Source organism: Micrococcaceae bacterium Sec5.8 (assembly GCA_039636775.1).
In the GTDB taxonomy this organism is placed as follows: Bacteria; Actinomycetota; Actinomycetes; order Actinomycetales; family Micrococcaceae; genus Arthrobacter.
Genome location: CP143429.1, coordinates 792,027 through 808,148, shown reverse-complemented (window position 1 = coordinate 808,148; position 16,122 = coordinate 792,027). Strand labels below are relative to the sequence as shown.

General features: G+C 65.9%; 14 protein-coding genes. 11 read left to right on the top strand and 3 right to left on the bottom strand.

Going from position 1 to position 16,122, the window contains the following annotated elements; translation table 11 throughout:
• Positions 1-33: 33 nt before the first annotated feature.
• The 5 genes from VUN84_03800 (at position 34) to VUN84_03780 (ending at position 6,004) form a co-directional block, all read left to right on the top strand.
• Positions 34-1,080 carry a sugar ABC transporter permease gene (locus tag VUN84_03800; protein ID XAS64810.1) on the top strand — a complete coding sequence of 349 codons (1,047 nt, stop codon included), beginning with the start codon at positions 34-36 and terminating at the stop codon, positions 1,078-1,080.
• Entirely contained in the window at positions 1,077-1,988 is a 912-nt protein-coding gene (locus VUN84_03795; protein XAS64809.1) for a carbohydrate ABC transporter permease, read from the top strand. Before VUN84_03800 ends, VUN84_03795 begins: the two co-directional genes overlap by 4 nt.
• Positions 1,985-3,625 carry an alpha-amylase family glycosyl hydrolase gene (locus VUN84_03790; protein XAS64808.1) on the top strand — a complete coding sequence of 547 codons (1,641 nt, stop codon included), beginning with the start codon at positions 1,985-1,987 and terminating at the stop codon, positions 3,623-3,625. Before VUN84_03795 ends, VUN84_03790 begins: the two co-directional genes overlap by 4 nt.
• 244 nt (positions 3,626-3,869) lie before the next feature.
• A complete protein-coding gene (locus VUN84_03785; protein XAS64807.1) occupies positions 3,870-5,468 on the top strand; it encodes a hypothetical protein in 1,599 nt (532 codons plus the stop codon).
• On the top strand, positions 5,465-6,004 hold the full coding sequence (locus VUN84_03780; protein XAS64806.1) for an NUDIX hydrolase: 540 nt from the start codon (positions 5,465-5,467) through the stop codon (positions 6,002-6,004). The genes VUN84_03785 and VUN84_03780 overlap by 4 nt, the downstream gene beginning before the upstream one ends.
• 86 nt (positions 6,005-6,090) lie before the next feature.
• Here the strand turns inward: VUN84_03780 and VUN84_03775 are convergent, their stop codons facing one another.
• From VUN84_03775 to hisC, 3 genes are all read right to left on the bottom strand, one after another.
• A complete protein-coding gene (locus tag VUN84_03775; GenBank protein XAS64805.1) occupies positions 6,091-7,392 on the bottom strand; it encodes a hypothetical protein in 1,302 nt (433 codons plus the stop codon).
• Between the two features lie 351 nt (positions 7,393-7,743).
• Positions 7,744-9,153, bottom strand: a complete 1,410-nt coding sequence (locus tag VUN84_03770) for an amino acid permease (GenBank protein ID XAS64804.1) — start codon at positions 9,151-9,153, stop codon at positions 7,744-7,746.
• A gap of 52 nt (positions 9,154-9,205) precedes the next feature.
• The gene (hisC, locus tag VUN84_03765) at positions 9,206-10,303 is read right to left on the bottom strand and encodes a histidinol-phosphate transaminase (GenBank protein XAS64803.1); all 1,098 of its coding nucleotides are present in this window, start codon (positions 10,301-10,303) and stop codon (positions 9,206-9,208) included.
• 93 nt (positions 10,304-10,396) lie between these two features.
• Here hisC and VUN84_03760 point away from each other — a divergent pair, with 93 nt between their 5' ends.
• The 6 genes from VUN84_03760 to VUN84_03735 all read left to right on the top strand — a co-directional run bounded on the left by VUN84_03760 (position 10,397) and on the right by VUN84_03735 (position 16,106).
• Positions 10,397-10,900 (top strand): Lrp/AsnC family transcriptional regulator, encoded by a 504-nt coding sequence (locus tag VUN84_03760; GenBank protein ID XAS64802.1) that lies wholly within the window; start codon positions 10,397-10,399, stop codon positions 10,898-10,900.
• 119 nt (positions 10,901-11,019) lie between these two features.
• Positions 11,020-12,693 carry a thiamine pyrophosphate-binding protein gene (locus VUN84_03755; GenBank protein ID XAS64801.1) on the top strand — a complete coding sequence of 558 codons (1,674 nt, stop codon included), beginning with the start codon at positions 11,020-11,022 and terminating at the stop codon, positions 12,691-12,693.
• A 151-nt stretch (positions 12,694-12,844) separates the two neighbouring features.
• The gene (locus tag VUN84_03750) at positions 12,845-13,069 is read left to right on the top strand and encodes a hypothetical protein (protein ID XAS64800.1); all 225 of its coding nucleotides are present in this window, start codon (positions 12,845-12,847) and stop codon (positions 13,067-13,069) included.
• 354 nt (positions 13,070-13,423) lie between these two features.
• On the top strand, positions 13,424-14,149 hold the full coding sequence (locus VUN84_03745; GenBank protein XAS64799.1) for a DUF4386 domain-containing protein: 726 nt from the start codon (positions 13,424-13,426) through the stop codon (positions 14,147-14,149).
• 189 nt (positions 14,150-14,338) lie between these two features.
• Positions 14,339-15,469 carry a DUF475 domain-containing protein gene (locus tag VUN84_03740; protein ID XAS64798.1) on the top strand — a complete coding sequence of 377 codons (1,131 nt, stop codon included), beginning with the start codon at positions 14,339-14,341 and terminating at the stop codon, positions 15,467-15,469.
• A 46-nt stretch (positions 15,470-15,515) separates the two neighbouring features.
• The gene (locus tag VUN84_03735) at positions 15,516-16,106 is read left to right on the top strand and encodes a TerD family protein (protein XAS64797.1); all 591 of its coding nucleotides are present in this window, start codon (positions 15,516-15,518) and stop codon (positions 16,104-16,106) included.
• Positions 16,107-16,122 lie beyond the last annotated feature (16 nt).

Sequence of the window (16,122 nt, the reverse complement as noted above, 5' to 3'; positions counted from 1 at the left end):
CAGGCAGCTGCAACTCCAGTTAGGTACCCAAGCATGACGACGACGACCGCCCCGCCCGCCGGCGCGCAGACCGGCGCGCCCCAACCCGGCAGCCCGCGCAAACGCGGCAAACGCTCCCCCGGCGAAGGCCGCATGGCCGCGATGCTGCTCTCCCCCACCATCCTGGTGCTGGCCCTGGTGATCGTGTACCCGCTGCTCTCCGCGGTGCACCAGTCCCTGTTCCGCGCCGAATCCGGCCTGGATGCGGACGGCTTCGTCTCCGATGTGGAATCCTTCGTGGGCCTGGCCAATTACGCCGACCTCTTCGTCGGCGAGTCCGGCCGCCGCTTCCTCAACGCCTTCGCCAACACAACCTTCTTCACCGTCACCACGGTGTTCCTCGAGACCGTCCTGGGCCTCTGCCTGGCCCTCGCCATGAACCGCGCCTTCCGCGGCCGGTCCTTCCTGCGCGCCAGCATCCTGGTCCCGTGGGCCGTCCCCACAGCCGTCTCCGGCCTGCTGTGGCGCTGGATCTTCCAGTCCGACGGCATCGCTAACACCCTGATCGGCAGCGAGATCCTCTGGACCGCCGAAGGCAACGCCTCCAAGGTCGCCGTCATCATCGCCGAAGTCTGGAAGACCGCCCCCTTCATCGGCCTGCTGGTCCTCGCGGGCATGCAGGTCATCCCCGGCGAAGTCTACGAAGCCGCTCGGATCGACGGCGCCGGCTGGTGGCGCCAGCTCGGCTCCATCACCCTGCCGCTGGTCAAGCCCACCCTGCTGGTGGCCGTGCTGTTCCGTATGCTCGACGCGCTGCGCATGTTCGACCTGCCCTTTGTGCTGATCGGGCCCGGCAAGGAATCCGTGGAGACCCTCTCCATGCTCGCCTGGGACGAATCCAACCAGCTGCGCTACGGCTCCGCCTCCGCGTTCGCCGTCATGCTCTTCCTGTACGTCGCCGTCGTCGCGATCGTGTTCGTGAAGGTGCTCGGCGCCGACGTCACCGGCGCCAAGGAACTGAAGCTGCTGTCCAAGAAGAGCGCGAAGAAGTCCCGCTCCCTGGCCAACTCCGCACAGAAGAAGACCGAGGCCACCCGATGACCATCTCCGACCTCCGCAACGCCGCGGCTGATTCCGGCGCCGCCGCCCCAGCCGACGCGCCGCCGTCGACCCGGCCCAAAGCCAAGCGCACCTGGCGCTCCTACAGCGTCTACGCCGGACTGGCCCTGATCTTCGCGTACTGCCTGGCCCCGTTCTACTGGATGCTGGTCTCCAGCCTCCGCCGCACCGCGGACATCTTCGACAACACCCTGCTGCCGGCCCCGTTCTCGCTGGAGAACTACGCCAAGGTCTTCGACGGCTCCACGATGTTCGGCCAGGCGCTGCTGAACTCCCTGATCGTCGCCGGCACCACCACCACGTTCGCGCTGGTCCTGGGCGTGTTCGCCGCCTACGCGATCGCCCGGCTGAACTTCCGCTTCAAGTCGGTGATCCTTGGCGTCATCATTGCGACCTCGATGTTCCCCGGCATCTCCGTCGTCGTGCCACTGCTGCGGCTCTTCACGGACATCGGCTGGATCAACACCTACCAGGCGATGATCGTGCCGAACCTGTCCTTCGCGATCCCGCTGGCGGTCTGGAACCTCACCACCTTCATGAAGGCCCTGCCGTTCGACCTTGAAGAGGCCGCCATGATCGACGGCTGCACCAAGTGGCAGGCGTTCCGCCGGGTGCTGCTGCCGCTCGCCGCGCCGGGCGTCTTCACCACCGCGATCCTGACGTTTATCCACAGCTGGAACGAGTTCATCATCGCCCTGTCGATGATCAACGATCCGAAGATCCAGACCGCCACGGTCGCGATCTCCAAGTTCACCGGCGCCACCGAATTCCAGGCGCCCTTCGGCGAGCAGATGGCCGCCGGCGTCATCGTCACCGTCCCGCTGGTGATCATGGTGCTGATCTTCCAGCGCCGGATCGTCGAAGGCCTCACCGCCGGCGCCAGCAAATGAGTCCTGTCGAAGAAACCACGCTCACGCCCGACGTGCAGTGGTGGCAGTCCGCGGTCATCTACCAGGTCTATCCGCGCTCCTTCGCCGACGGCGACGGCGATGGCGTGGGCGACCTCGCCGGGCTCACCGCACGGCTGCCGTACATCGCCTCGCTCGGCGTCGACGGCATCTGGATGACCCCGTTCCAGCCCTCCCCGCAGGTGGATCAGGGCTACGACGTGTCCGACTACTGCGGCGTGGACCCGCTGTTCGGCACCATGGAGGAGTTCGATTCGCTGCTGGAGCTCGCGCACGCGCTGGGCCTGCGGGTCCTGCTCGACGTCGTTCCCAACCACTGCTCCGCCGAGCACCCGCTGTTCCAGGCGGCCCTCACGGCTGGCCCGGGCTCTCCGGAACGGGACATGTTCCACTTTGTCCCCGGTCCGGAGGACATGCCCGACGACGGCGGGACGGGTGCCGGCGACGTGCCGCCGAACAACTGGCAGAGTGTCTTCGGCGGCCGGGCCTGGAGCCGCGCCACCCCCGGTTCTGATACCGACACCGCCTGGTACCTGCACCTCTTCTCGCCGGAACAGCCGGACTGGAACTGGCGCAACCCTGCCGTCGGCGACTACTTCGACGATGTGCTGCGCTTCTGGTTCGACAAGGGCGTGGACGGCCTCCGGATCGACGTAGCGCATGCCTTGTTCAAAGCCGAGGGCCTGCCGGACTCCCCCTCCACCGGCGGGGTGGTGGACGGGCTGCGGTCCAACCCGCAGGTCTCGGACCAGGAGGAAGTCCACGAGGTCTACCGCCGCTGGCGCACCCTGGCCGAGAAGTATGAGCCGCACCGACTGCTGGTGGGCGAGGTCAATCTGGAACCGGCCCGCGCCGCCCGCTACACCCGCGCCGATGAGATGCAGCAGGCCTTCGCGTTCGCGTTCGTAAAACTCGGCTGGGACCCCGCCACGTGGGCCGCCGCCGGGAACGAGCTCGAAGCCGCACGCCGGCTCCACGGCGCCACCCCGACCTGGGCGCTGGAGAACCACGACATCGTCCGCTCCGTCACCCGGTTCGGCGGCGGCGAGCTCGGCGCCCTGCGGGCGCGGGCCGCCCTGGTGGCCCTGCTGGGCCTGCCGGGACCGGCTTACATCTACCAAGGCCAGGAGCTCGGGCTGCCCGAGGTCGACGTTCCGCTGGAGGCCCGGGTGGATCCGATGTGGGCCCGCGGCGGCGTCTGCCGCGATGGCGCCCGCGTGCCGCTGCCGTGGACTTCGGATGCGGCCCTGAACCACGGCTTTTCGCTGGCTGAACCGGCTGAGAAGCCCTGGCTCCCGCAGCCAGCGGGCTGGGGCACGCACGCTGTCGACCGCCAGCAGCAGGACCCGGAGTCCTCGCTCGTGCTGGTCACCAAGGCGCTGGAAATGCGCCGGCTGCTCTGGAAGAACGAGGTCTTCGGCCCGAACGACGGCGGCACTTGGCGCGTCGAAGCCGGGAACCTGCTGATCTGCGAACGCAGCCCCGACTTCTTCGTCGCCGTCGCGATGGGAACCGAACCGGTGCAACTCCCGGCGGGGACCGTTCTGCTCAGCGCGGCGCCGCTCGAACAGGACGGCTGGCTGCAGCCAAATAACGCGGCATGGGTTCTGCGGGACTAATGAAAACTCGTTGCGCTATCACTTGCAGCTGCTATTAGTGGCTGATAACGACCACAAGTGGTAGCGCAACGGGACCACGTACTGCCAGCCAACACCCTGACACCGTGCTTCATGCCCAACTCGCCGGACACTCAAATGAATGAACAACGGGTGGGCACGTGATTGAGTACGCTCAGAGCGCGGCCAGGGCAGAGTCTCTTGCTGAAGCGCACGAGTACTTCTCCGTCAGAACAAGTGAGGGCCGATGTCGGATTCGGATACAGATGAGCAGGCTGGCGTTTCCACCCGGATCAGCGTCTTCAACCTCGACCCGGTCGAGCAGTCGAAGCTGTGGTTGCAGGTCGGGCCCACCGAGGCGCGGCGGATGCTTGTCGGGGTATTACGAGCCGCACTGCTCTTCGGAGGCACGGTCGTCGTCGACCGCAATCAGCTCCTCGAGGGGATATTCTTCATCGCCATGCCTCCGGAGCGCTTGGCCTGGCACCTCGGATTAGAGCCAGGAGCCCCGCTTCCGATCGAAGTACAACTGCTGCCTGCACCATCCAGCGCGTCGACAGCATCTGGACCATGGCAACTCGCCAACGGAGAGCAACGCTGGGGCGTCGACGACGAACTCGTGACGGCAATCGAGGCGAACCATGCGGCGATCCGTGACGACCTGCACCGGGTATCGTCTCCGCTCATCGCCCTGACCGGGGGTTCCTACGAACGTGCCTCGGACGCAAGCCAGCGGTCCCATTCGTCCTCCGGCGCTAAGTTCGATGAAGCGTGGCGTGTTTCGGACCCAGTCGTGATGCCACAGGCTCTCTGGTCAGCGCGGGATATTGAAGTGGCGAAAAAGGTCCGGGAGAGCGGCCGGAACGCCTGGGTCGAGGCAATGCGGCACGGGCGCGTCCAGGTACGCAGCAGCTTCAGCCTCGGACCTAATCCGATTGGCCCTGAGCTCGATACCGAGCTTCCCCCGAACGATGAGAATCTCCCGGAGGTGGATGAACTCGTCGCAGCACTGATGAACCTTGAGTACGCGACCGATGATGACCGGCGCAAGACCGCTCCCTGCAGGGTCGTGCACTCGGGCTATGCCGAGCCGTGCCAGCGCGCCCACGTGACCACTCGGTCCCTGGTGACCCGGTGGCTTGACGGCGAGGACGTGGAACTCTTGAACCCGCCGCGGCTGCCGGACTCCCTGCAGCGTGACGAGTTGGCCGTACACCGCAGCTCTGCACTCGGCTGGTGGACACTGGCCTACAACCGTGCCATCTGCAACCGGGACGACCTGAGGTTGCTCACAATTTTTAACGCACTGCCCTCGCCCTCGGGCATCCGCGGCGACGACGCTGAGGCTGCCGAGCTCGCTTGGGGACTTCGCCGGCCTAAGGAGAGCGTCAGGGCCCGGCTGCGGGCGCGCCTTCGACGCCGGTCGCGGTCCTCGGTCGCGAACACTCTGCCTATCGCCGGCGATGTTGTCACGCGCCTCGCGGCATTCACCCCCGCCGAGTACTCACGTCTTCAGGCGTTCGATGCTGTTGGCTCGCGCGAGTTGCTGCGAAAACCGGGGCGGCGGTCCCTCTTCGACCTCGTGGTCGCTATCGACGAGATCGCCGGTGACACGACGTCACGATCCCGGCGTATGCGCTCGACGACGCTGCGCGCCGCCGTCGTCACTATCGGCGGGCTCGCGGTGGTGCTCTACGACAACGGGGTCATCGCCCTGGACGGGCCAGAGTGGGCGGTCATCGCATTCGTTACCGCTGCTCTCCTCGCCGCGCCCTGGTCGGACCTTGGCAGTCTGCGCCGCATGTCCGGCTCCAAGTTGAAGTCCACACTTCGGTTCAAGGCATGACGGCGGCCCGCCGCTGGCGCGACGTCTGGACGGCACCGGGAGAACGTCTTTTCTTGCAGGCGCGCGATGAAGAAGGCTGGACTCGTCACAGGATCCTGTCGAACTCCGAAGGCGACGGTGCTGTTGCCGTGGTCGTCGACGGGTCGAAAGTTTTGTTCGTTGACGCGGAGCGCCCCGCAATCGGACGGAATCTGTGGGAGCTGCCGCGCGGACAGGCCGACGCCGCGGACGGATCCCCGGAGGCAACGGCTGCACGGGAACTTCTCGAAGAGACCGGCCTGATGGCGATTGAGACCCGCCTGCTTGGCCAGATCTGGGCAGAGAGCGGCCTGAGCGGCGACGCGGTGAACGTGGTGCAAGTCCGCGTCGACCCTCTTGCATGGAGGGCCGACGCGGAGTACTCGGCGCTGCGGTGGATTGATATGCACCGGATCAGTCAGGAGATAGCCGACGACCAGATCCGTGACGGCATCAGCATTGCCGCACTCGCGCTCGCGTGGGCGAAAGGCGGGCTCAGCACAGCCTCTCCCGCTTAGGGGGTACAGCCAGGTTCCTGGACGGAAGTGCGGTTACCCATGGAATCTCAATTCCACCGCGTTCCGCAGCTGACCAGCCTTCGGGGTTACTTAACGGCCACTTGATCACGACCGGCCTCAGACCCGCCCGCCGTCTGTTCTCCGCGCTTTTTCCGTTTGAACAGCCCTGCGACGCTCCCACCAACCGAGCCCGCCGTACCGGCGATGGCGCCGCCGACGCCCTTGACCGCACTGAGGGCCATGGGCTCATCCGGGATCCCGTCGCCATCGATATCCACGCTCCGGAACGCGCGCGTTACCGTGTCGGCTGCGGTTGCCACCCCGGTGCCCACTGCCACAGCGCCCGTTGCGACGCCGCCTCCGACTGTGCTGGCAGTGCCGGCAATCCAGTTTCCCGTCACTTTTGCGGCATCTTCCATGGCTGCGAGAGCTCGGTTCTGTTCGAAGTCTCCGTCCTCAGCGCCAGCCTCTACAGGAACGGCCAGATGTTCGGGGAACATGTCCGGGGCATGAGCGAACGCTGCCCGGGCAGCGACGATGACGTCGCGACCGAACACGAAGCGCGTGACTCCTCCCGCCAAGGCTCCAACTCCATATTCAATCGTTGCCTGCTGCTTTCCACTCAAATTTTCTCGCACGGTGTCTAGCTGACCCGTCTCCATGGTCCGAACCAGACTCTGCGCGGCGCCGCCCGGGAGAGTGTCCGCGAGCGTGTTCGCCCAGTGCGACCAGTCCGTGCGGCCGGCAGAGATCCTGTTGCCGATGCCGACGATGCCTTCAGGGGACGCGCTCGACAGGTCTGTCGCCATCGTTGCGATCTGCTTCTGGCTCACGCGTTCGTTCGAGAGCCCGTAGACAAGGGCGAGGGCCTGGTCTCTATCGAGGTCCATAGCGTGAATATCGGCAATAGCGAGCGCGAAAACCGCGGTGATCTCGAACTGCAACTGCTCATCGCCTGCGGGAAGGAGCGCAGCGGCTCGCTGTGCACCGTTCTTCGCAGAACCCAGCGCCATGTTCTTTGCCGCCTGTTTCGCAGCGCTCTTTGCGGCAAGCTTGACGGCTTCCTTGCCAGTCTTCTTGGCGGCCTGTTGTCCCGCGCTCTTCATGCCGGCTGCTGCCGCCCCGACTCCAGGAATCATTGCGATACCAATATCAGCCGCGATCGCGCCGGCGCTGATGAGGGCACCGGCAGTGGTGATCGAGGTTCCGTAGTGACGCTCCAACATCTGGATTACCTCAGCGGGCGATGCGTCCGGATGCCGCCGGCGGAGCCTCATGACATACTTGCGAGCGATCGAATGACGAGCGCTGACCGCCTTCGCAATGTCACGCGTGGCGTCCTCGCCGACGAGCTCCGCCTCCAACGTGATGCTCTCGATATTGGTCATCGCTTACTCCTCTGTGGTTGCACCTCTCCAAGAGGTGGGAATGCGGCTGATTGGTGAGAATCCGCCAGTGCCGCCCTTGATCTCTGGTGATTGTATTCATGGATCCTGGCTTGGCAGGTCGCGGCGCGTTCAAACTCTTTGACCACGTGAGTTCCGTTGCAATAAAAGAGGACCGGCCCTGAACCTACCGAGGTGGGCGGAACCGTCGTGTTGCAACTGAGTTCTTTCGTTAAAGACGACACGGTCGTTGCAACCCCCAAAAATTATGGTTGATGCAACGACCGCTAGAACCCTGGCAGACCGGACGCGCCCTCCGTGCAGTGAAGCCGCGAAGCGGTGCAGGCACCTGATTCAGTCGATGAGCACCGGTTGCTTAGCGGGCTCCGAAGAATCAACGCTGCCCGGAACCTTCCTCCGCTGGTGCAGCCAGTTCGCCACCGCCAGCAGCGCCACGAGTGCGAACGTGCTCAGGAGCTGGGGACGGGAGTCCTCGCCGATGAAGCCCACCGTGAAGATCGCCGCGAGGATGAGCAGGCCAAAGCCCGTCAGCCACGGGAAGCCGGGCATCCGCAGAGGAAGCTCCGTCCCCTCGCGGTCGGCGCGGAGCCGCAGCGCGAGCTGGGCCAGGAGCGCGGACGTCCACACCAGCAGGCAGGTCGAGCCCACAATGTTGAGCAGGACGGGAAGGACTTGATCGGGGAAAGCCAGCTCCAGCCCGACCGTGACAACGCCGAAGGCGACGCTGGCCAGGACTGCGATAACCGGGACCCGTGCCTTGGACACCGAGGCGAGCAGGCGCGGCGCGTCGCCCCGCTCGGCGAGGGAGAACGCCATCCGGGAGGCGCCGTAGAGGTTGGCGTTGAGCGCGGAGAGCAATGCCGCCACGGCCACCAGGGTGATAGCGGTGGCTGCGCCGGGCATCCCGGCGGCGTCCAGAACCGCCGCGAACGGACTCTTCAGCCCCGCCGAACCCACGGGAACCACGGCCGCAATAATGAAGATGGAAGCAATGTAGAAAACCAGGATGCGCCACAGCACCGTGCGGACCGCTTTCTTCACGCTGCGGGCCGGCTCGGCGGTCTCAGCTGCGGCCACGGAGACAATCTCGGTGCCGCCGAACGCGAACGCCACCACGAACAGTGCTGTGGCAATCCCGGCGAAACCGCTGGGTGCGAAGCCGGCACCGGTGAAGTTGGACAGGCCCGGCGACTGCACTCCCGGCAGCCAGCCAAAGAGCAGGGCTGCGCCCACCAGGAGGAACCCGACAATGGCTGCCACCTTGAGCAGGGCGAACCAGAACTCGAACTCGCCGAAGTTCTTCACACTGGTGAGGTTCACGGCGGTGAGCAGCACGATGAACACGAAGGCCATCAGCCACACCGGCAGGGCCGGGAAGATGGTGGCCAGCAGGCCTGCCGCGCCGAGCGCTTCGGCGGCAATGACCACCACGAGCTGCAGCCACCAGAGCCAGCCCACCGTGGCCCCGGCCACCGGCCCGTAGGCCTTGGCGGTATAGACGGAGAAGGCTCCGCTGTCCGGGTTGGCTGCGGCCATCTCGCCGAGGGCCCACATCACCAGGATGATGAGGGTGCCGGCCACGAGGTAGGAGATCAGCACGGCCGGGCCGGCGGCCTGGATGCCGGCGCCGGAGCCGATGAAGAGGCCCGCACCGATGGCGCTTCCCAGGCCCATCATCGTGAGCTGGCGGGGCTTAAGGGCCGCGCCGAGCGGGCGGGCAGACGTCTTTGTCTGTTGTTCCATGAGGATTCCTCTGGTTGTAGGCGGAACGGGTTGGTAAAGAGTCAGTGAGTGTTCAGGCAGCGTGGGCTTCCAAAACCCGGAGCACGCGGTTGTTGGCGGTTGGGCCGGCAACGGTGATCCGCACCCCGTCACCCTGGTAGGCCCGGACCATGATGCCCGCGCGGTCAAACGCATCCACGAGCCTTGCCTGGAGGCCCTCATCCGCACGGATCCACAGAAAGTTGCCCTGGCTCGGCGGCAGCTTCCAGCCCTGGGCTTCGAGCTGCGCGGCCATCCGGGCGCGCTCCTGCTTGACCGCGGCTACCCGGATTTTCATCTCGTCCCCGGCGTCCAGCGACGCGATGGCAGCCTTCTGGGCCAGCGCACTCACCGAAAAGGGAAGCGCGGTGCGGCGCAGTCCCTCGGCGATGGCCGGCGCCGCCACGGCGTAGCCCACGCGCAGGCCGGCGAGGCCGTAGGCCTTCGAGAAGGTGCGCAGAATGCAGACGTTCGGGAACTGGCGGTAGAGCGACAGGGAATCGGGGCCGCTGCCCGCTTCGGCGTACTCCACGTAGGCCTCGTCGACCACCACGAGGATGTCGGAACGGACGGACTGCAGGAAGGCCTCGATGCGCTCGTGGCTGATCGGCACGCCCGTGGGGTTATTGGGGGTGCAGAGCAGGATCACCTTCGTGCGGGCGGTGACGGCCGCGGTCATGGCCTCCAGGTCGTGGCCCTCAAAGGTGTCCAGCGGAACGCGGACCGGCCGGGCGCCGGCCAGCTCCACCAGGATGGGGTACGCCTCGAAGGAGCGCCACGCGAAGATCACTTCATCCCCGGCATCGCACAGGCCGGTGATGATCTGCTGGAGGACGCCCACGCTGCCGGGTCCCACCGCGACCTCTCCGGCGGTGACGCCGAAGTGGCTTGCGATCCGTTCACGGAGTTCGACGGCGGCACTGTCAGGGTAGCGGTTCATGGTACCGGCCGCTGCGGCCACCGCGGCGGCGGCCGCGGGCAGCGGCTGATAGTGGCTTTCGTTGCTGGCGAGGGCAGCAACGTCCAAGCCGGCGCTGCGCCGGCCCGGGACATACGGCGGGAGGCCGGACACAGCGCCACGAAGGGCGGGGAGTGCGGTGTCCGGTGCGGTGCGGAGCTGATCACGGGTCATGAGGACTGATCATGGGTGTGACTCCGCCCACAATGCAAGGTACGCTCAACCCATTGGGACTTCTGCCCAACTTCTACTGTCTTTGGTGAAAATATGACCATCCTGCACCCCCGCACCCTGGATTCCCTCGACGGCCGGATCATCCTGGCCTTGGATAAGGATCCGGAGGCCAGCGCCCTGGCACTCTCCCGGACACTCGGCGTCGCACGGAACACGGTCCACGCCCGGCTGGCACGGCTCGAGCGCAGCGGCGCCCTCCGCTCCTTCAGCCGCAGGCTGGACCCCGCCGCACTCGGCTATGAACTGATGGCCTTCCTCTCCCTGTCCATCAGCCAGACCCGGACAGGTGCGGTGGAGGACGGGCTCGCCGCGATCCCGGAAGTCATCGAGGTGCACGCCACTACCGGCGACGCGGACCTCATGGCCAAGGTGGTGGCACGCGGCACGGCAGATCTCTATCGCATCACCAACCAGATCCTGGAAATCGAGGGGATTCAACGGACCAGCACCGCCATCTCCGTCCTGGAACTCATGCCGCCCCGCTACGACGGACTGCTGAGCCGGCTCTCCGAGCAGGAGCCCCGCGCCGCCGGCTAAGTGCGGGTGACGCAGGCCACAAGTGGTCATATTTTCAATTGCGCATCTTGCGCCTGCCAAATCTCCCAGCCAAACCTGACCCCCTTGCCTATCTGGGGACCAGCGCACAAAATTTCTGCATGACTACTCTCACCGTCTCCGGCCGCGTGGCGCAGATTCTCATCAGCTATCTCACCGATCTCTTCGGCGTCATGGGCAACGGGAACGTCTACTTCCTGGACGCCGCGGAAAAGCTGGGCCTCCGCTTCTCCGCCGTCCGCCATGAAGGCGCCGCCATTGCCGCGGCCGACGCCTACTACCGGACGTCGGGACGTCTCGCCGCGGGCACCACCACCTACGGCCCCGGCTACACCAATGCATTGACCGCCCTCGCCGAGGCGGTCCAGGCGCAGATCCCCGTCGTGCTGGTCACCGGGGACGCCCCCACCACCGGCGCCCGGCCCTGGGACGTGGACCAATCGGCCATCGCCGCAGGCCTCGGCGCCGCCACGTTCACCGTCACCCGCGACGCCGCCGGTTCCATCACCCGGCAGGCGGTGGAGTACGCACTCACCCAGCGCACCGCCGTCGTGATTGCCATCCCCTACGACCTCGCGGCCCTCGAGGCTGCGGACGAGGAACTTCCGGCACCCCCGGCACGAACGGTGACGGACGACGTCGACGCCGGCCTTGGGCAGGTAGCCCGCCTGCTCGCCGGGGCGAAGCGGCCGTTGATCCTCGCCGGTCGCGGCGCGCACCTCGCCGGAGCCAGCCCGGAGCTCCGGGAGCTCGCCGACCGCCTCGGCGCCGTGACCGCCGGAACCGCCCTGGCGCTCAATCTCCTCGAAGGCGAGGGATACCTCGGCGTGGCGGGCGGCTTCGGCACGGACACCGCAGCCGGGCTCATGGGTGAGGCCGATGTGGTCCTCGTGGCCGGGGCAAGCCTGAGCGCCTTCACCCTGCGGTTCGGGCACCTGCTCGGCCCGGACAGCACCGTCATCCAGATCGACACCGCCCTGCAGCCGACGCACCCGCGGGTGGATACGTTCGTCAGCGCGGACGCGAAGTCCGCGGCCGGACACCTCCTGCGGATACTTGAGGGCGCGGCCTCGCCGGACGCCGGCCGCGGCGGAGCGTGGCGCGCGGAAGCCCGCAAACGGCTGGCCGAAGGACCGGCCCACCACCCGGGCTGCGAGGAGACCGCGGACGGCCGGCTGGACCCGCGTTCCCTGGCCACCGCGTTGGACGCCGTGTTGCCGGAGCGGCGCACGGTGGTCCAGGACGGCGGGCACTTCCTCGGCTGGGCACCGATGTACTGGAACATCCCGCGGCCCCAGGACCTGGTGATGGTGGGGACCGCCTACCAGACCATCGGGCTGGGCCTCGCCAGCGCCGTCGGGGCAGCCCGCGCGGTGGAGGACGGCCGCACCCTGGTGCTGGCCTCCGGCGACGGCGGTTTCCTGATGGGCCTGTCCGACCTCGAATCGCTGATTGGCGCGGCGAGCAGCGCCGTCGTCGTGATCTACAACGATGCCGCCTATGGAGCCGAAATCCACCAGTACGGCTCCCAGGGCCTGACCGACAAGCCCATGCTGATCCCCGAGGTGGACTTCAGCGGCGTCGCTCGGGCGCTTGGTGCCGAATCGGCGATCATCCGCTCGCTGGCGGACCTTTCCGCGTTGCAGGACTGGATCGATGCCGGCGCGAAGGGAACCTTCGTGGCCGACTGCCGCATCACCTCCAGCGTCCGGGCCCCGTGGCTGAGCGAGTGGATGGAGGCCTCGCGGGCGGCGAAGGCGGCGGTGGCTGGCTAGTCAGCCCGGCGGGACGGGAAGGAATCAGGCACGCCGGGCGGGTCCGCTTCCCGGCAGGAGTCTGCAGTCACCTCAGACACCTCGGCGGTTCCGTCCAGACCGCGGCGGCCCCGGAGGTTGGATGTCGGTCACCCAGCGTAAGGTCGCGACCATGATCAGAGACGACGATGACCTGGACTTCATAATGATCCAAGAGGCGATCCTCCAAAAGGAGGAGGACATGAAGGCGTGGTGCCCGTCGAGCGGTGAGAACGTGGGCGAGATGATCGAGTTTCCCGGAACCGACGAGTGGCACATCAAGTGCCCGGCCTGCGGCACTTGGTGGGCTGGCGGCAGCACTGTGCTGGCCGATCACAACAAACCGGATTACCGATGAACGCGGGGGCTCACCTCGGATGACTCCGGCTCCTGGGTTCCTTCGGCTGGAACCTGTGCAACTTCCGGCCGGAACCGTCCTGCTCAACGCGGCGCCGCTGGAACAGAACGGCTGGCTGCAGCCGAACAACGCCGCTTGGATACTGCGGGACTGACGGGACCGGTCATACGGAAGGGTCTCCATGTTGCCGTCTGGCGTTGGACGGTCCTTTCGCATCATCGCAAGCTCTTGACCAGCGTTCACCCGGGCACGACACTGGGACCCAGTTGAAGGTCGGCACAATTTACGCCACGGCCAAACAACTGGGTGGGCAATCGCTCGCCGGCCATTGCGCCACCAACGGAAGGCATTCCGGTGACTTCAACGAGGAAGACCGCACTCGCGGCAGGTATTTTCTACCTGATTACCTTTGTTTCGATCCCCACGCTCACACTGTACGGTCCCGTGAAGGGCGCGGACTTTGTCATCAGCTCCACCGCCAACACCGGCGCGCTCTGGGGAGGCTTGCTCGAGGTGATCGTCGGTCTCGCCGGAATCGGCACCGCCGTCGCGCTGTTCCCGGTCGTCAAACGGCAAAACGAAAGCATGGCGCTGGGCTTCGTCGCGAGTCGCACAATTGAAGCTGCCATGATCTTCGCCGGCGTCGCGAGCATCCTGTCGCTCGTTGCCCTGCAGCAACCCGGGGCCTCCGGAGCGGACGCGACCTCGTTGACCACTATGGGCTCCGGACTCGTCGCCTTCTATAACGGCGCGTTCCTGCTCGGACAGAGCCTCATGCCAGCCGTGAACGCTGTGTTGTTGGGAACCTTGCTGTACCGCTCGCGCCTCGTGCCGCGTTTCCTGCCCGTGCTTGGGCTCATCGGAGCTCCCCTGCAGTTCACGGCCGTCATCCTCACGATGTTCGGCCTCATCGACCGAATCTCCCCCGTGACCCTGGTCGCCGCGCTCCCGATCGCTCTCTGGGAGTTCTCGCTTGGCCTCTGGCTGGTCTTTAAGGGCTTTAAGCCGTCACCCATTACAAACGCAATGACCGGCACCGCCGACGTCGGCAGGCCTGCCAGCCGAACCGACTCCCACTAGCTCGCAGCGGACAGACCGGCAAAAGTTCCGGGTTCATCCCATAGCCAAAAACCGGCGATCACAGGGCAAAGCGTCACAGGGTGCGGTTAGGATAGTGCCACGAAGTCTTGGGGAATAACTTCCGGGACGTTGCTCGCCGTCGTGCCGTTACTAACCGGTAGGACCTGTCGTTCCAGGAGTGGTTCAAGCTTGATCCTCAAGACATTCGGATGGTCGTTCGCGGTCACCATCATTGCGCTGGTTGTCGCCTTTCTTTACGGCGGACCCGAGGCGCTGGTCCTCTGCCTCATCCTGGGCATCCTTGAAATCAGTCTGAGCTTCGACAACGCCGTCGTGAACGCACGCATCCTTGAAAAGATGAACCCGTTCTGGCAGAAGATGTTCCTCACCGTCGGCATCATCATCGCCGTCTTCGGCATGCGCATCGTCTTCCCGCTCCTGATCGTGTCCGTCACCGCCGGCTTGAACCCTGTGCAAGCGATCACCCTGGCAATGGAAAAGGGCGACCCCAACACCCCGGGTTCCTACGGGTACCTGCTCCACGAAGCGCACCCGCAGATTGCCGCGTTCGGCGGATTGTTCCTCCTGATGCTGTTCCTGGACTTCATCCTGGCCCACCGTGACATCAAGTGGATCAAGTTCCTTGAAATCCCGCTGGCCCGGCTGGGCAAGCTTGAGGGCGCATCCGTGATCATTGGCATGGCGGCACTGGCCATCGCCGGAGCCGTCTCCGGTGAAAAGCAGGCCATCGTTCTCCTCTCGGGTTTGCTGGGCATGATCACCTACTTCCTGGTGAACGGCCTCGGAAACCTCTTCGACGTGGACCAGGACGGCGACGTCGACGCGGACGACGCCGCACTGATGGCCCACACCGGCCCCTCCGGCACCGCCAAGCTGGCCGGCAAAGCCGCCTTCATGCTCTTCCTCTACCTGGAAGTCATCGACGCCTCCTTCTCGTTCGACGGCGTGATCGGCGCCTTCGCCATCACCTCCGACCCCATCATCATTGCGCTGGGCCTCGGCTTCATCGGCGCCATGTTCGTCCGCTCCCTCACGGTCTTCCTGGTCAGGGAAGGCACCCTGGACGAATACGAGTACCTCGACCACGGCGCCCACTGGGCCATCGGCGCCCTGGCAGTGATCCTGCTGATCACCATCGTGACGCCCATCAACGAAATCATCACCGGCCTCATCGGCGTGGTCTTCATCGGCGCCGCGTTCACGGGATCGGTCATGCGCAACCGGCGCGCCAGCGCCGCCGACCAGGACAAAACACTTGAGCCGGCAGACGTCAACAGCCAGCTCGTCAACGGTAAGTAAGAAGTCAACGGTAAGTAAGAAGAACGACTAGAAAGCGAGTAAATCAATGGGTTTGAGTTTGCAAAAAGGCCAGTCACTGTCACTCACCAAGCAGAACGGCGAGTCCCTGACGAACGTCCGTCTCGGTCTCGGGTGGGACTCCGCCGTCCCGGCCAAGAAGGGCTTCTTCGGCGGCTCGAAAACCGTGGAGATCGACCTGGACGCCTCGGCCCTCATGTTCGACGCCGAAGGCAAGCACCTGGACACGGTCTTCTTTAACCAGCTCACCAGCAAGGACGGCGCCGTCCGCCACACGGGCGACAACCTCACCGGCGAAGGCGACGGCGACGACGAGACCATGATGGTCAACCTGCCCGCCGTCTCACCGGCCGTCCAGAACATCGTGTTCGTTATCACCAGCTACAGCCAGCAGACATTCGACATGGTCAAGAACGCGTTCTGCCGCGTCATCGACGACTCGGTTGCCGGCAGCCCGGAGGTCGCCCGCTATTCGCTCACCGAGTCAGGCCAGAACACTGCCATGGTGATGTCGAAGCTGTCCCGGACCGGCAACGCCTGGACCTTCCAGGCGATCGGCACACCGGCCAACGGCCGCACGGCCGGGGAAGTCCTCGGCGCCGCGGCCTCCGCCCTGTAACCCCGCCGGACCCAGC

What these genes read in the sequence shown, in the direction of transcription:
- VUN84_03800 (XAS64810.1), top strand. Translation starts at nt 34, where the DNA reads ATGACGACGACGACCGCCCCGCCCGCCGGCGCGCAGACCGGCGCGCCC.
- VUN84_03795 (XAS64809.1), top strand. Translation starts at nt 1,077, where the DNA reads ATGACCATCTCCGACCTCCGCAACGCCGCGGCTGATTCCGGCGCCGCC.
- VUN84_03790 (XAS64808.1), top strand. Translation starts at nt 1,985, where the DNA reads ATGAGTCCTGTCGAAGAAACCACGCTCACGCCCGACGTGCAGTGGTGG.
- VUN84_03785 (XAS64807.1), top strand. Translation starts at nt 3,870, where the DNA reads ATGTCGGATTCGGATACAGATGAGCAGGCTGGCGTTTCCACCCGGATC.
- VUN84_03780 (XAS64806.1), top strand. Translation starts at nt 5,465, where the DNA reads ATGACGGCGGCCCGCCGCTGGCGCGACGTCTGGACGGCACCGGGAGAA.
- VUN84_03775 (XAS64805.1), bottom strand. Translation starts at nt 7,392, where the DNA reads ATGACCAATATCGAGAGCATCACGTTGGAGGCGGAGCTCGTCGGCGAG.
- VUN84_03770 (XAS64804.1), bottom strand. Translation starts at nt 9,153, where the DNA reads ATGGAACAACAGACAAAGACGTCTGCCCGCCCGCTCGGCGCGGCCCTT.
- hisC (XAS64803.1), bottom strand. Translation starts at nt 10,303, where the DNA reads ATGACCCGTGATCAGCTCCGCACCGCACCGGACACCGCACTCCCCGCC.
- VUN84_03760 (XAS64802.1), top strand. Translation starts at nt 10,397, where the DNA reads ATGACCATCCTGCACCCCCGCACCCTGGATTCCCTCGACGGCCGGATC.
- VUN84_03755 (XAS64801.1), top strand. Translation starts at nt 11,020, where the DNA reads ATGACTACTCTCACCGTCTCCGGCCGCGTGGCGCAGATTCTCATCAGC.
- VUN84_03750 (XAS64800.1), top strand. Translation starts at nt 12,845, where the DNA reads ATGATCAGAGACGACGATGACCTGGACTTCATAATGATCCAAGAGGCG.
- VUN84_03735 (XAS64797.1), top strand. Translation starts at nt 15,516, where the DNA reads ATGGGTTTGAGTTTGCAAAAAGGCCAGTCACTGTCACTCACCAAGCAG.